Genomic DNA, 14081 nt, shown 5'->3' with positions numbered 1-14081 from the left:
GGCAGACGGGCGTCATCCAGCCAAAAGCCCATACCATCCCTTAGCTGGGCAAAACGTGACAGTTTAGAGGTGAATCCTTGGTGAGATGGGACACCTGCCTGGTAAACGCTGGTTAAGCGGACGCTGTGGCAGGCGATACGCAAGGATCGGCGGGACGCTGCCCGGCCCCGGGCCCCCGACCCGTAACGCCCCCAAGGCGCCCAATCAGCATCTTTTCCACACCTTCCCCATTAAATGGTCGTGTGATCGAGACCGACCGCCGCGGAGTCCTGCGCGCGGGCACCCGCCTGGTCGCCGCGGGCGCGCTCACCGCCGGGTGCGCCGCGACCGGCCCCGCCGCCCCCGCGCACCACCCCCCGCCCCCAGCCGACACCCACCGCCCGGCCCGCCCCGCCGCGGCCGCCCCCGCACCCCGCCGCTTCCCCGGCCGGCCCGCCCAGATCACCCACGGCCCCCGCACCCGCCCCCAGGTCGCCCTCACCTTCCACGGCCAGGGCGACCCCGCCACCGCCAGAACACTCCTCGGCCAGGCGGAGAAGGCCGGCGCCAAGGTCACCGTGCTCGCCGTCGGCAGCTGGCTCGACGACCACCCCGACCTCGCGCGCCGCATCCTCGACGGCGGCCACGACCTGGGCAACCACACCCACCACCACCTCGACATCAACGCCATGCCCGAGGCCGACGCCTACGCCGAGATCACCGGCTGCGCCGAGCGCCTGCGCCGCCTCACCGGCTCCATCGGCACCTGGTTCCGCCCCTCGCGCACCCGCACGGCGACCCCCCTCGTCGAACGCCTCGCCCACCGCGCGGGCTACCCGCACGTCCTCTCGTACGACGTCGACTCCCTCGACTTCACCTCGCCGGGCGCCCCGGCCGTCACCCGCGCGATCACCCGGGACATCCGCGAGGGATCCGTCGTGAGCCTGCACTTCGGGTACGCGGACACGGTCGCCGCGCTGCCCGCCGTCCTGAAAGAACTGGAACGCCGCGGCCTGCGCGCGGTCACGACCACGGAGCTGCTGACCTGATGTCCCTGAACGCCAACCTGAACCTCACCAGGCGCACCGCGGCCCTGCTGGCCGCCGGCGCCGTGTGCGCCGCCCTCGCGGGCTGCGGCGGCGACAACCGGTCCGACGAAGCCATCGGCACCGAGGGCGTCCGCAAGCCCGCGAAGCCGAAGGCCGCCCCCGGCCTGCCCGGCATGCCGCCGGTCCTCGACCCGAAGGACGCGTACGCCGCCGACCGGCCGAACGCCCTCCAGCCCGTCGCCAAGAAGTTCCTCGACCGCGTCTACGTGCCCAACACCGAGTCCAACACGGTGTCGGTCATCGACCCCAAGAAGTACGAGGTCATCGAGACCATCGAGGTCGGCAACCAGCCCCAGCACGTCGTCCCGTCCTGGGACATGAAGACGCTCTGGGTCAACAACGACCTCGGCGACACCCTCACCGCCATCGACCCGGTGACCGGCAAGACGGGCCGCACGGTCGAGGTCTCCGACCCGTACAACCTCTACTTCACGCCGAACGGCAAACACGCCGTCGTCATGGCCTCCATGGACCGCGAACTCGTCTTCCGCGACCCGGAGACCATGAAGCGCGTCAAGACCGTCCCCGTCACCTGCGCGGGCGTCAACCACGCCGACTTCTCCATGGACGGCCGCTACTTCATCGTGTCCTGCGAGTTCTCCGGCGAACTCCTCAAGGTCGACACGGAGAAGATGAAGATCGTCGGCCAGCAGAAGATCCCCTTCAAGGGCGCCATGCCGCAGGACGTCAAGATGTCCCCCGACGGCAAGACCTTCTACATCGCCGACATGATGGCGCACGGCATGTGGGTCCTGGACGGCAAGAAGTTCACGACCCCGAAGCTGCTGCGCACCGGCAAGGGCTGCCACGGCCTGTACGTCAGCCGCGACTCCAAGGAGATGTACATCTCCAACCGCGGCGAGGGCACCATCTCCGTCTTCGACTTCCCGAAGAACAAACTCACCAAGAAGTGGAAGCTCCCGGACGGCGGCAGCCCCGACATGGGCGGCGTCTCCGCGGACGGCAACACGCTCTGGCTGTCCGGGCGTTACGACTCCGAGGTGTACGCCATCGACACCCGCACCGGAGTCCAGGTGGCCCGCATCCCGGTCGGCGACGGCCCGCACGGACTCGCGGTCTACCCGCAGCCCGGCCGCTACTCGCTCGGGCACACGGGGATCTTCCGTTGAACGATTGATGGTTGACGGTTGGCCGTAGCCGACAACGGGCACCAAACGGGCAGTTCGGAAACCTGCCTTCCCCCCACCACCTGGAGGCGCCCGTGATCCGTGGCATCGATGTCAGCTCGCACCAGACGACCTTCGACACGGACGGCCTCTCCTTCGTCATCATAAAGGCGACAGAGGGCCGTTCGTACGTCAACCCGAAGCTCTCCGCCCAGACGAAGCGCGCCCGTGACGCGGGCTGCGTGGTGGGCTACTACCACTTCCTGTGGCCGGGGAACATCAAGGCCCAGGCCGAGTATTTCGTGAGCAAGGCCCCTGAGGAGGAAGGGGACTTGCTGGCGGCGGACTGGGAGTGGACGGGGGACCACACGGCCGCCTCGAACGCGGAGAAGGACCGGTTCATCCGTGAGGTCAAGCGGCTGCGCCCCGACCACCGGGTCCTGTTGTACGCGAACCGCGACTTCTGGTTGAACCGGGACACCACGTCCTACGCGGGCGACGGCCTGTGGATCGCCGACTACGTCAGGGCGGGCAAGCCCCGCATCCAGGCGAAGTGGAAGTTCCACCAGTACACGTCGTCACCGATAGACAAGAACGTGGCCGCCTTCGACAGCGCGGACGAGCTGCGCGAGTGGGCCACGCCCCAGTAGCAGGGGCGGGCCCGACCCGAACCCGAACCGAACCAAGCCCTAGGCGCGCCAGTCCGCCGTGCGCTCCGGCGACGCCGCGTCCAGGGCCTTGCGGATCTCTTCCACGCCACCGGTGTTGCCGTACACCGGAGTTCCCGGCTGCTGGCGCCACGACTCGTCCTGGCCGCCGTTGTCGACGGTGTCGAAACCGAGCTCGTCGATGAGGTCGCGTACGACCTTCTTGGCGGCCTCGTCGTCACCGGACACCGGCAGCGCCACCCGGCCGGGGGCGCCCTTCGGCAGCGGCTTGTCGAGGATGTCCTGGGCGTACGTGCCGTTGAAGGCCTTGATGACGGGGTGGCCGATCTGCCGCTCCGTCCAGCGGCTCTCGGTCAGGCCGTCCTCGATCTCGGCGATCTTCCCGTCGCGCTGCTGCGGGTAGTAGTTGCCGGTGTCGATGACGGCCACGTTCTCGGCCGCGCCGTCCAGGAAACCGGCGGGCAGATCGGGGACGGCCTTGAGCGGGACCGTCACGACGACGACCTGCGCGCCGAGCGCGGCCTCCTCGACGGCGACCGGCTTGGCCCCGGTCTCCTCGGCGAGGGCGGTCAGGGTGTGCGGGCCGCGCGAGTTCGCGACGGAGACGTCGTGGCCGAGGGCGGTGAGGCGGCGGGTGAGGTTGCCGCCGATGTTGCCGGCGCCGATGATGCCGATCTTCATGACTGTGCCTTCCGGTGATCCGCTGTCGTAACGGAGGTAACCTCCGGAACGGTCGCCGTATTCCGGGGGAGAGAGGAGAATCCGGCGGATGCCGAAGAGCGAGAGCGGGAGTGGGCGTGGGCCCTTGGGGGCGGAGTGCTCGGGGCCCCGGCGCCGTGCCCTGCTGCTCGCCGCGGGGCTCCTGCCGCTGGCCGGGTGCGGTGGCGGTGCGGACGGCGGGCCGGGCTCCGGCCGCTCCTCGTCCCCTCCGCCGGAACCCTCCTCCGCCCGGTCCGACGTCCCCTCCCCGAACGCCTCGCGCCTCGCCGCGCAATTCGCGGCGCTCGAACGCGAGCACGGCGGCCGCCTCGGCGTGTACGCCCTGGCGACCGGCACCGGCGCGACGGTGACGTACCGCGCGGACGAACGCTTCGCGTTCTGCTCGACGTTCAAGACGCTCGCCGCGGCGGCGGTCCTGCACCACCGCCCGCTGAGCCGGCTGGACGAGCGGGTCACCTACACCGCCGCCGACGTCGACTCCATCTCGCCGGTCACCGAGGACCACATCGCGACGGGCCTGACGCTCAGGGAGCTGTGCGACGCCGCGATCCGGTACAGCGACGGCACGGCGGGGAACCTGCTGATGCGCGAGATCGGCGGCCCGGCCCGGCTGACCGCCTACCTGCGCGGACTCGGCGACCGGGTCAGCCGCATGGACGACTACGAACCCGAGCTGAACGACGTACGCCCCGGGGACCCGCGCGACACCACCACGCCGCGCGCGGTCGCCGCCGACTACCGCAGGCTCGTCCTCGGCGACGCGCTGCCCGCGGACAAGCGGGCCCTGCTCGAGGGCTGGCTCCTGCGCAACGCCACGGAGGTGGGCGAGCGGCGGATCCGGGCCGGGCTGCCCAAGGGGTGGCGGGTCGCGGACAAGACCGGCACCGGCGACTGGGGCCGGGCCAACGACATCGCCGTGGCCTGGCCCCCGGGCGGCGCCCCGCTCGTGATCGCCGTCCTGACCGACCGTCCCGGCCGCGCCGCGCCCCCGCTGAACACCTTCATCGCCGAGGCCGCGGAACGGGCCGCCGCCGGACTGACGTGAGCGGGCGGCGTGCCGAGCGCTACTTGCCGAGCGCGCGCAGTACGTCCTGCGTCTGCTTCTCGACGACGGGGACGAGGCCGGCGACGACGTCGGCCCCGTCGTTGGTCACGTCGCCCACCGGTACGGGGGAGGCCGGGTTGGACTCCTGCGCCTGGGCCGCGCCGGAGAAGGACAGGGCGGCACCGGTGAGGGCGACCGCGGCAAGTACACGTTTGGTGTTGGTCATGGCCTGCCAACGATCACCGCGGTTACGGGTCACGGAAGTGACGCGGAGGCAGGGGCTGCGGCGGACGGCCGGTGCTAGTCGGTGGCGCGCAGGAGATCGAGCGTCGACTGGAGTTCCTCCTCGGTGACCTGGGCCGCCCTGTCCGGGTCCCCCGATTCGACCGCCCGGACGAGCGCCGTGTGCGCGGCGTCTCCGTGGTTCTTCTCCTCGGCGCGTACGTCGGTGAGTTCGAGCAGGTCGATCAGGCCCTGGCGCAGGGCGGGCGTGAACTCGGCGAAGAGGTCGGTCAGGACGGGGTTGTGCGCCGCCGCCACCACCGCCGCGTGCAGGGCGATGTCGGCGTCGATGAACTCCGGGTCGGCCGCGGCGGCCGCCGTCCTGCGGCCGTCGAGCGCGGCCTCCATCGCCGCGATGTCCTCGTCGGTGCGGCGCGTCGCCGCGAGCCGCGCCGCCTGCACCTCCACCAGCATCCGCACCTCGTACACGTCGGTGACCGCCGCCCGCCGCAGCCGCGTGGGCCAGTCCGCGACCGGTTCCGTCGCGATGACGAAGACCCCGGCGCCCTGGCGCGGCCGCACGAGGCCCGCGCCGGCGAGGGCGCGCAGGGCCTCGCGGAGGGTGGAGCGGCCCACGCCGAGTTCCTTGGCGAGGGTCGTCTCGCCGGGGAGTCTGGTGCCGATGGGCCAGGCGCCGGTGGTGATCTGCTCGCGCAGCCGGGCGGCGGCCTGCTCTACGAGGGGGCTGGGGCGTACGGAGCCGAGCGGCATCGGGGGTCCTTGGGGTGCTTGACACTTGGTACTTGTCTGAGGAGCTGACGTGTGGCTAGTGTAGCGCCGTGATCTTCCGCGGGCTCCTTCTTCTCGGCTGCCGCGGCGGGGCCTGAAGCGACCGGCACCCCGCCGCGGGGTGCCGTGCTGCCGGTCTTCCCGACCGAGCCCAGGAGCAGAGCCCCGTGACCGAGACCGTCACCACTCCCACGTACGACTGGAATCCGCAGCGGCCGGGTCCCATGCCGCACCACCGCTACCGGCCCTACCAGCAGCGCGTCGACGTGCCGGCCCCGGAGCGGAGCTGGCCCGGTGCCCGGATCGAGCGGGCGCCCCTGTGGGTGCCCGTCGACCTGCGGGACGGGAACCAGGCGCTCGCCGAGCCCATGGACACCGACCGCAAGCGGCGCTTCTTCGATCTGCTGGTGTCGATGGGGTTCAAGGAGATCGAGGTCGGCTATCCGTCGGCCAGCCGGACGGACTTCGAGTTCGTGCGGTACCTGGCCGGGCGTGCCGCCCGCGGCGGGCTGCCGGACGACGTGACCGTCGTCGTGTTCACGCCCGCCAGACCCGAGCTGATCGACCGCACCTTCGCGTCGGTCGAGGGGCTGCCGCGCGCCGTCGTGCATCTGTACATCCCCACCTCGCCCGTCTGGCGTGATGTCGTCCTCGGGCGGTCGCGCGACGAGGTGTACGGCGTCGTGAAGGAGGCGGCCGCGCACATGGCGCGGCTCGCCGACGCGCGGCCGCACGCCGACATCCGCTTCCAGTTCGCGCCCGAGACCTTCAACCTCACCGAGCCGGACTACGTGCTCGAAGTGTGCGACGGGCTGACCGAGCTGTGGGACGCGAGCCCCGACCGGCCCGTCACGCACAACCTGCCGGCGACGGTGGAGATCGCGACGCCGAACGTGTACGCCGACCAGATCGAGTACATGCACCGCCACCTGGCGCGCCGCGACTCCGTCATCCTCTCCGTCCACCCGCACAACGACCGCGGCACCGGCGTGGCCTGCGCCGAGCTCGCCGTCCTCGCCGGGGCGCAGCGCGTCGAGGGCTGCCTCTTCGGCAACGGGGAGCGGACCGGCAACGTCGACCTGGTCACCCTCGCCCTGAACCTCTACGCCCAAGGCGTCGACCCCATGGTCGACTTCTCCGACATCGACGCAGTCCGCGAGGTCGTCGAGCACTGCAACCGGCTGCCCGTGCACCCCCGCCACCCCTACGCCGGCGACCTCGTGCACACCGCGTTCTCCGGCACCCACCAGGACGCCATCAGCAAGGGGTTCGCCGAACACGCGCGCCGAGCGGCCGAGTTGGGCGTGCCGGAGCGCGAGGCGCCGTGGGACGTACCGTATCTGCCCATCGACCCCGCCGACATCGGCCGCTCCTACGAGGCCGTCATCCGCGTCAACTCCCAGTCGGGGAAGGGCGGCATGGCGTATGTCCTGCGGGACAGGTACGGCCTCGACCTGCCGCAGGACCTGCGGCCCGACTTCTCGCGCGTCGTGCAGGGGACCACCGACGACAGTGGCCAGGAGGCGACGGCGAAGGAGCTGTACGAGCTGTTCCTGGCGACGTATGTCGCGCCGGGGCGGGACGGTGAGGTGGCGCTGAGCTCGTGGACCACCGACCGGGCGCCGGACGGCGCGCACCGATTCGTCTGCACGCTCCAAGTGGGGGACAGGGCCGGGGACTTCGAGGGCGCGGGCAACGGTCCGCTGTCCGCCTTCGTCGACGCGCTGGCCGCCGCGGGAATCACGGTGGGCATTCTCGACTATGCCGAGCACGCCGTCACGGAGGGCGGTGGCAGCGAGGCCGTCGCGTATGTGCGGTGCCGGGTCGGGGGCGCCGAGCACGGGGGCGGGGATGCGGGTGTCGAGTGCTGGGGCGCGGGCCTGGACACGTCGGTCCTGACCGCCTCCGTGCAGGCCGTGCTCGCCGCCGTGAACCGGGCGGGGGCCGCGCGGTGACCCTGCAGGACTCCACCCCGCCCGTCCTGCGCGCGGACGACGTCACCGTGGTCCGCGAAGGGCGGCCCATCCTCGACGAGGTCGGCCTCACCGTCCGCCCCGGCGAGCACTGGGCGCTGCTCGGCCCGAACGGCGCGGGCAAGTCGACCCTGCTCAGCCTCTGCGGCGCCGTCACCCACCCCACGCACGGCACGGTCGAGGTGCTCGGCCGCCGCCTGGGCAGCGTCGACCTGCGCGACCTTCGGGCGTACGTCGGACATGTGAACCCGCGCCATCCGCTGCGCTCACCGCTGCCGGTCCGCGACGTCGTCCTCACCGGGCTCACCAACAGCGTCGAGCCCGTGCCGCGATGGCGCCCGACGCCGGAGCAGGAGGAGCGGGCCGACCGGTTGATCGACCTGCTCGGACTCGTGCACCGCGCGGGCGCTCGGTGGCCCACGCTGTCCCAGGGCGAGCGCGGCCGCACACTGATCGCGCGCTCCCTGATGCCGAGGCCCCGCCTCGTCCTGCTCGACGAGCCGGCCACCGGTCTCGACCTCGCCGGGCGCGAGCGTCTCCTCGACAGCCTGGACACCCTGCGCGAGGCCCATCCGGAGCTCGCCACCGTCCTGGTCACGCACCACCTGGAGGAGCTGCCGGCCGGGACCACGCACGCGCTGCTGCTGCGCGACGGGCGCGCGCTCGCCTCCGGCGCCGTCGGCGACGTACTGACGAGCGACCAGGTCAGCAAGTGTTTCGACCATCCCGTGCGGCTGGAGCGGACGGACGGGCGGTGGAGCGTGCGGGCGCGCCGCTGAGGACGCGAGAGGGGCCCGGCGCACCTGATGCGTCGGGCCCCTCAGCTGCTCGGGTTACGCCTGCTTCTTCAGGCTCGCCCAGAACTCGTCGAACGAGAGACGCTTGTCCGCGTTGGTGTCCTTCGCGCCGATCACGGCCTCGGCCACCGTCTCGGTCACGTAGAAGTCGCCCATCTTGGCCATGGCGCTCTTCCACTCGGCCGCCGTTATGAAGCCGTCGCCGTCCGCGTCGAACTGCTCGAACGTCTTGCGCGCTTCTTCGATGTCCGCCACCGGATCCACCCCTTCTTGGTGCACTACTGACGGGGGTCAGGGTAACGGCCGCCCCCGGACCGGATGACAGGCGGAAGCCGTCCTCGCAGGTGAGGTGCCTTCGTTCCCGAAATGAGACCTTCGCTCGCTTCTTGTTCACGAACTGAGATCCACGCCCGCGCCCCGCGTGGGACGGGTGAGGTAGAACGTCACCGAGGGGGCCGTGTGCCTCCGTGAGGGGGACGTGGTGGAGAAGTTCGTGGGCAGGGCCGCTGACCTCGGCCGCCTCGAAGCGCTCCTGGAGAGCATGGGCAGCACGGATGGTGTGGGCGGCGCGCACGGTGTGGGCGGCGCGCACGGTGTGGTCGTCGACGTGGTGGGGGAGCCGGGGATCGGCAAGAGCAGGCTGCTGACCGAGTTCGCGGCGTCGGCCCGCGCCCGGGGCGTGACCGTGCTGCGGGGGCGGGCGTCGGAGCGGGCGCGGACGCGTCCACTGCGGCCGTTCACCGATGCCTTCGCCGAGCTCGACCCGCGGGCACGGCGCGCGTTCCCCTCGCTGGCGGCGCTACCCCCGGCTGTGCGGGGCGACGGGCCGCTCGACACGGACGGCGGGGATCTCTTCGGGCTTTGCCGGGACACGGCCGGGGCGCTCGGCGGACTGGCCGGGCCGGGGCTCGTCGTCGTCCTCGACGATCTGCACTGGGCGGACGAGGCGTCCGTCGAACTCCTCGACCATCTCGTACGGCACCCCGTCCGCGCCCCCTTCCTGCTCGCCGTCGCCCGACGGGAGCGGCAGTCCCCGGCCGCGCTCGGCGCCGCCCTCACCCGCGGACTCGACACCGGGGCGGTGGAGCGGTTCGCGCTCGGGCCGTTGAGCGTGGGGGAGTTGACGGGCGGGCTCGGCGCCGACGGCGGTCCGTCCCGCGAGCGGGCCGAGGAGATGTACGAGGCGAGCCAAGGCAACCCCCTGTACTTCCACGCCCTCCTCCGCGGCCGCCCCGTTCCGCTGCCGCTCGACGAACTGGCCGCGCTGACCCCGCTGGAACGTGCCGTCACCGATGCCGTCGCGGTGCTCGGCGAGTACGCGACCACGGAGCTGATCGGTGTCGTCGCCGGGGGCGCCGGGCGCACCGAACTCGTCGCGGCGCTGAGCCGGTTGACGCGACGCGACCTGCTCAGACCCGACCCCGCGGGGTGCCGCCTCGTGTTCCGGCACCCGCTCCTGCCCGCCCGGGTCCGTGCGGCCGCCGATCCTTGGCGGCGCCACGAGCTGCACCGCGCGGCAGCCGCCGAGCTCGCCCGGATCGGCGCGCCCCTCGCCGACCGCGCCCACCACGTCGAACAGTCCCTCACCTGCTGGGACCCCGAAGCGGCCGCGGTCCTGACGGAGGCCGCCGCGCAGGTGGCGGCCACCGCCCCCGCGGTCTGCGCCCGGCTCCTCGGAGCCGTCCTGCGCGTCCTGCCCGACGACACCGAACACCGCGATGCTCGGCAGGAATTGATGCTTCGGCGCGCGACCGCGCTCGGCATGACCGGTGCCGTGCGGGAGAGCAGGGACCTGCTCCACCGGCTGATCGGGATGTGCGGCCCCGACGCGGCGGGCGGCGACGCGCTGCGCACGTCCGCCGTCGTGCAGTGCGCCTTCATGGAGCGCCACCTGGGGCGGTACGCGGCGGCCGGGGCGCTCCTGCGCCGCGAACTCGACCGGCGTCCCGGACCTCCGCCGGCCCAGCACACCGGCCTCGTCGTCGAATGGGGAAACTGGGCCCTCTTCGCCGCCCGCTACCCCGAGGTGCGCGACGAGCTCGCGAAGACCCTGGCCGGCGCCCGGGAGCGCGGTGACGGGCTCGGCGTCGCGGAGGCCCTGACCGTGGCCGCGCTGGGCGAGGTGTACGAGGGGAACACCGCGGCGGCCCGCGGGCATGCCGCCGAGGCCGCCGCGCTCACCGACGTGGCCACCGACGCCGGTCTCGCCGGGCGGTGCGAGTCGCTGGTGCGGCTCGCCTGGAGCGAGGCGTTCCTCGGCGACTGCGCCGCCGCGCTGCGCCACGCGGAACGCGGCGTCGACATCGCCCGGCGCACCGGACTCCCCTTCGCGCTGTCGCAGCTGCTGCTCTGCGGCGCGTACGTCCGCTGCGCGACGGGCCGCGTGACCGAGGCCCTCGCCTGGGCCGACGAGTCCGTGGCGGTCGCGCGGGACCTCGGCGGCGCCGAACTCCTCGGCTTCGGCCGCGCCGTCCGCGCCGTGATCCTCATGCAGACGCGCCCGGCGGGCGACCCGGAGGTCCTTGCCGCGGCCGAGGAGGCGGCCGCCGCGGTGGGCGCGGTGGACGGCTGGGCGGCGACGATGTCCCGGTGCCTGCTCGCGTACGCCGCACTCGGCGCGGGCGACCCGTACCGCGTACGGGACGTCCTGCTGGACTCGGGCGGCGGCCGCGACCTGCCCCGCGTACAGCCCTCGCTGCGGCCCGACTTCCTCGAGCTGCTCGTCACCTCCGCGCTGTACACGGGCGATGTCGCGGACGCGGAGCGCTGGGCGGACCGCGCGCTCCAGGAGGCGGACCGCCTCGGCCTGCCCGTCCAGCGTGGCGCCGCGCTGCGGAGCGCAGGGCTGGTCGCGGCCCGGCGCGGCGAACAGGCCGCGGCGGCACGGGCCTTCACCGAGGCCGCGCGGGAGAGCGCGCGAGCCGGGGCGGCGCTGCCGGAGGCGCGGAGCCTGCTGCTCGGCGCGCCGTTCGTGGCGGCGGCGGGGGACGGCGCCCGGGCGGCCGCGATGACCCGCCGGGGCCGGCGCCTCGCGGAGGAGGGCGGGGCGCGGCTGCTTCTGGACGGAGCGGATCAGGGCGGCCGGTGCCCCGTTGTCGCGCGGCCCCCCGACGTGCCGGCGCCACCTCCGCAGCCGTGGAGGCCGCCCCAGCCGTCGAGGTCACGGGTGTCGCCGGAGCCGTTCGCCGACCTGACGCCCCGCGAGCGGGAGATCTCCGCGCTGGTCGCCGAGGGCCTCAGCAATCAGGCGGTCGCCGCCAGGCTCTGCCTCAGCACGCGCACGGTGGAGAGCCACGTCGGCCGCATCTACCGCAAGACGGGCGTGGCCTCGCGCGCCGCCCTCGCCTCGCTGGTGGCGCGCGGCTCCGGCGGCCGCGCTCAGCTCTCGCGCGGGTAGGGCGCCGGGCTGTCGCACGTCCCGGCCAGCAGGTCGCACTCCTCGGCGAGCGCCGCCAGCGTGCCGTCGGGGTCGGGGCGCTCACGTACGGCCGCGCCCACGCACCGCGCGCGGTCCGCCGCCGCGGCACGTCGGCCGAGGACGAACTCCAGTCGTGCGGCGAGCAGTTCGGTCGGATGCAGGTCGGCGAGGCCGGGGCCGCCGCAGGCGCGCAACGCGTCGATCGCCGCTTCCGCGTGTCCGAGGGCCGCTTCGAAGGCGCGTACGTTGGCGGCGTACCGCTCGGGCGGTCCCTGCTCCGCGAGCGGCGGGCCGTCGGCGTGCTCCAGTGCCAGGCGGCTCAACTGGGCGTGCGTACGGCCGAGTTCGACGAGCAGCTCGGTGCGCTCCGGGTCCTGGTCCGTCTGCTCGGCGCGGCGCCGGTTGGTGTCGAGGGCCTCGGCCATGACGGCTTCGGCCGCGGCGGGGCCCTGCGCGGCCAGGGTCTCCCAGGCGCGGGCCCGCATCGCGCGCACCAGGGCGCCGTGCTCACCGAGGGCGCGCCACAGCTCCTCGGCCCGTCCGTAGGCGCGCGAGGCCTCCGCGTACAGCCCGGCCAGGCCCAGCGCCCGCGCGGCCTGCTGGACGAGGGACGCCTCGTGATGCCCGTCGCCGGACCCGTCCCGCGCGCGGTCGGCGGCGAGCGTGAACTGCTCTGCGGCGGGGCGGTGTTCGTCGGTGCGGAGATAGCTGCGGGCGAGCCAGACGTGTGCCTGCGTACGGTCGTCCGCGTCCAGTCCGTCGAGGTCGGGCAGTACCGCTTCCAGGACGGACACCGCCTCCTCGTGGCGGCCCGCCTCGCAGTGGAGCCCGCCGAGCCGCAGCCGCGCCAGCGCGCCGAGAGCGCTCTCTCCGGCCACGTCGGCGAAGTGCGCGGCGTCGGTCAGGAGCCGTTCCGTCCGGGCGCCGGTCCCGTCGGCGAGGGGCTGCATGGAGTGCGCGAGGGTCAGGCACAGGCGGGCCCGCTCGCGCGGGGCGAGGCGGTCGGAGTCCGGCGGACCGGCGAGCCGGTGACCGACGGCGGCTGCGGAGCTCTCCGTCCGCAGCCCCAGCGGCAGGGCGGCGTCGAGCAGGGGGCGGGACTCCATGCGGGCCCGGGCGCGCTCGGAGACCGCCGTGGTGCCGTTGCGCCGGTCGAAGCGGTCCGCGAGGTCCAGGGCCGCGTCCCGCGCATGGTCGAGGAGGGTCGCCGCCGTCCACGTGCCGCCGAGCGGCCCGGGCACCGGCCGGTCGCCGCCGCCCGGCTCCACCAGGCGGCGCATCAGCAGGGCGGTGCTCACCAGCCACTCCAGACGCGCCGACGGGTCGCCCGTCTCCGTCCAGCGCCGGCTCTGCTCGGCGAGGATCCGCAGACCGTGCGGTTCGTTGCCGGTGAGGGCGCAGAACTCCAGGTGCAGGCCGACGACGGGGCCGAACGCCTCGTCGGAGCGCACCATCCGGTAGCCGCGCAGATGGTGGGCGCGCGCCTGGTCCGCGCGGCCGACGCGCACCAGCGGGAGCAGCGACCGGGCGAGGGTCTCGTGCGGTTCGCGGTGGCAGCTGTGCGTGCCGCCCAGGACGGGTTCCCAGCCCTCAAGGGCCGCACGGTCGTCGCCGAGGTCCAGCTGCCGCAGGCCCTCCGTGGCGTACTCGCAGGCCAGGCAGTCCGCCATGGCGTCGCGTGCGGCCGCGGTCCATGCGGCGTAGGCGCGGGTGGCGCGCGCGGTGTCGCCCAGGTGCCGGGCGAGCCGGAACTCGGCGCCGTGCACGGCCCGTTCCGAGTAGCCGGCGGCGCGGTAGTGGCGCCGCATCCGGTCCAGCCACTCCTCGGCCTCGGCCAGCGGCACGTCGGGCTGCTGCCGCGCGTCGGCCACCACCCACTTGAACATCCAGTGCACCTGGCGGACGCCGTCCTCGCCGAAGTCCGCCGGGCTCTCGTCGTACCTCCGCAGCAGCCGCGCGAACGGGGCGAACGTCTTCGCGCGCTCGGCACTGAAGCTGTACGAGTGGACGAGGAGGATCAGCGCCGCCACGAGCAGCGGCCCGTCGCCGGTGGCCGCCGCCTCGTCGGCGAGCGCCTCGGCGCGGGAGTTGCGCGCGCCGCCGTACGGTTCGGCGTCGAGCCTGCGGATGTCGGCCAGGAGCGCGTGGCGGGGGCGGGCGTGGGGTTTCCTGATCGCGCCCTGCGGGCCCATGTGTGTTCCTAGTCCGGGATGGCTCGGGATGGCTCGGGGTGG

12 protein-coding genes are annotated in these 14081 nt (G+C 73.7%); 7 read left to right on the top strand and 5 right to left on the bottom strand.

All coding sequences use genetic code 11. The features are described from left to right. Positions 1-242: 242 nt before the first annotated feature. The 3 genes from ACI2L3_RS26480 (at position 243) to ACI2L3_RS26470 (ending at position 2865) form a co-directional block, all read left to right on the top strand. Entirely contained in the window at positions 243-1028 is a 786-nt protein-coding gene (locus ACI2L3_RS26480) for a polysaccharide deacetylase family protein (RefSeq protein ID WP_404754874.1), read from the top strand. Further along, the gene (locus ACI2L3_RS26475) at positions 1028-2218 is read left to right on the top strand and encodes a YncE family protein (protein ID WP_404754873.1); all 1191 of its coding nucleotides are present in this window, start codon (positions 1028-1030) and stop codon (positions 2216-2218) included. Before ACI2L3_RS26480 ends, ACI2L3_RS26475 begins: the two co-directional genes overlap by 1 nt. Before the next feature lie 92 nt (positions 2219-2310). Beyond that, entirely contained in the window at positions 2311-2865 is a 555-nt protein-coding gene (locus ACI2L3_RS26470) for a glycoside hydrolase family 25 protein (RefSeq protein WP_404754872.1), read from the top strand. Between the two features lie 39 nt (positions 2866-2904). On the opposite strand, the gene ACI2L3_RS26465 is transcribed toward ACI2L3_RS26470, so the two are convergent. Continuing rightward, on the bottom strand, positions 2905-3564 hold the full coding sequence (locus ACI2L3_RS26465; RefSeq protein ID WP_404754871.1) for an NADPH-dependent F420 reductase: 660 nt from the start codon (positions 3562-3564) through the stop codon (positions 2905-2907). 88 nt (positions 3565-3652) lie between these two features. On the opposite strand from ACI2L3_RS26465, the gene bla reads away from it, so the two are divergent. Continuing rightward, on the top strand, positions 3653-4648 hold the full coding sequence (gene bla, locus ACI2L3_RS26460; RefSeq protein ID WP_404754870.1) for a class A beta-lactamase: 996 nt from the start codon (positions 3653-3655) through the stop codon (positions 4646-4648). A gap of 19 nt (positions 4649-4667) precedes the next feature. Here the strand turns inward: bla and ACI2L3_RS26455 are convergent, their stop codons facing one another. Together ACI2L3_RS26455 and ACI2L3_RS26450 are read right to left on the bottom strand one after the other, a co-directional pair. Further along, positions 4668-4874, bottom strand: a complete 207-nt coding sequence (locus tag ACI2L3_RS26455) for a hypothetical protein (protein WP_404754869.1) — start codon at positions 4872-4874, stop codon at positions 4668-4670. Positions 4875-4948: 74 nt separating this feature from the next. Further along, a complete protein-coding gene (locus ACI2L3_RS26450; RefSeq protein ID WP_404754868.1) occupies positions 4949-5641 on the bottom strand; it encodes a FadR/GntR family transcriptional regulator in 693 nt (230 codons plus the stop codon). Positions 5642-5883: 242 nt separating this feature from the next. Between ACI2L3_RS26450 and leuA the strand changes: the two genes are divergently transcribed. Both leuA and ACI2L3_RS26440 read left to right on the top strand, forming a co-directional pair. Beyond that, entirely contained in the window at positions 5884-7614 is a 1731-nt protein-coding gene (gene leuA / locus ACI2L3_RS26445) for a 2-isopropylmalate synthase (protein ID WP_404754906.1), read from the top strand. After that, on the top strand, positions 7611-8411 hold the full coding sequence (locus tag ACI2L3_RS26440) for an ABC transporter ATP-binding protein (RefSeq protein ID WP_404754867.1): 801 nt from the start codon (positions 7611-7613) through the stop codon (positions 8409-8411). Before leuA ends, ACI2L3_RS26440 begins: the two co-directional genes overlap by 4 nt. 54 nt (positions 8412-8465) lie before the next feature. Here the strand turns inward: ACI2L3_RS26440 and ACI2L3_RS26435 are convergent, their stop codons facing one another. Beyond that, entirely contained in the window at positions 8466-8684 is a 219-nt protein-coding gene (locus tag ACI2L3_RS26435; protein WP_404754866.1) for an EF-hand domain-containing protein, read from the bottom strand. 226 nt (positions 8685-8910) lie between these two features. Here ACI2L3_RS26435 and ACI2L3_RS26430 point away from each other — a divergent pair, with 226 nt between their 5' ends. Beyond that, the gene (locus ACI2L3_RS26430) at positions 8911-11826 is read left to right on the top strand and encodes an AAA family ATPase (RefSeq protein ID WP_404754865.1); all 2916 of its coding nucleotides are present in this window, start codon (positions 8911-8913) and stop codon (positions 11824-11826) included. Here ACI2L3_RS26430 and ACI2L3_RS26425 read toward each other — a convergent pair. Beyond that, positions 11808-14039 (bottom strand): hypothetical protein, encoded by a 2232-nt coding sequence (locus ACI2L3_RS26425; protein ID WP_404754864.1) that lies wholly within the window; start codon positions 14037-14039, stop codon positions 11808-11810. The two genes, ACI2L3_RS26430 and ACI2L3_RS26425, sit on opposite strands and share 19 nt — an antisense overlap. Between the last annotated feature and the right edge of the window lie 42 nt (positions 14040-14081).

It is taken from the genome of Streptomyces sp. NPDC029674 (assembly GCF_044903205.1).
Taxonomy (GTDB): Bacteria; Actinomycetota; Actinomycetes; order Streptomycetales; family Streptomycetaceae; genus Streptomyces.
Note: the sequence above shows the minus strand (reverse complement) of the source record. Positions and strands in the feature narration are given on the sequence as shown.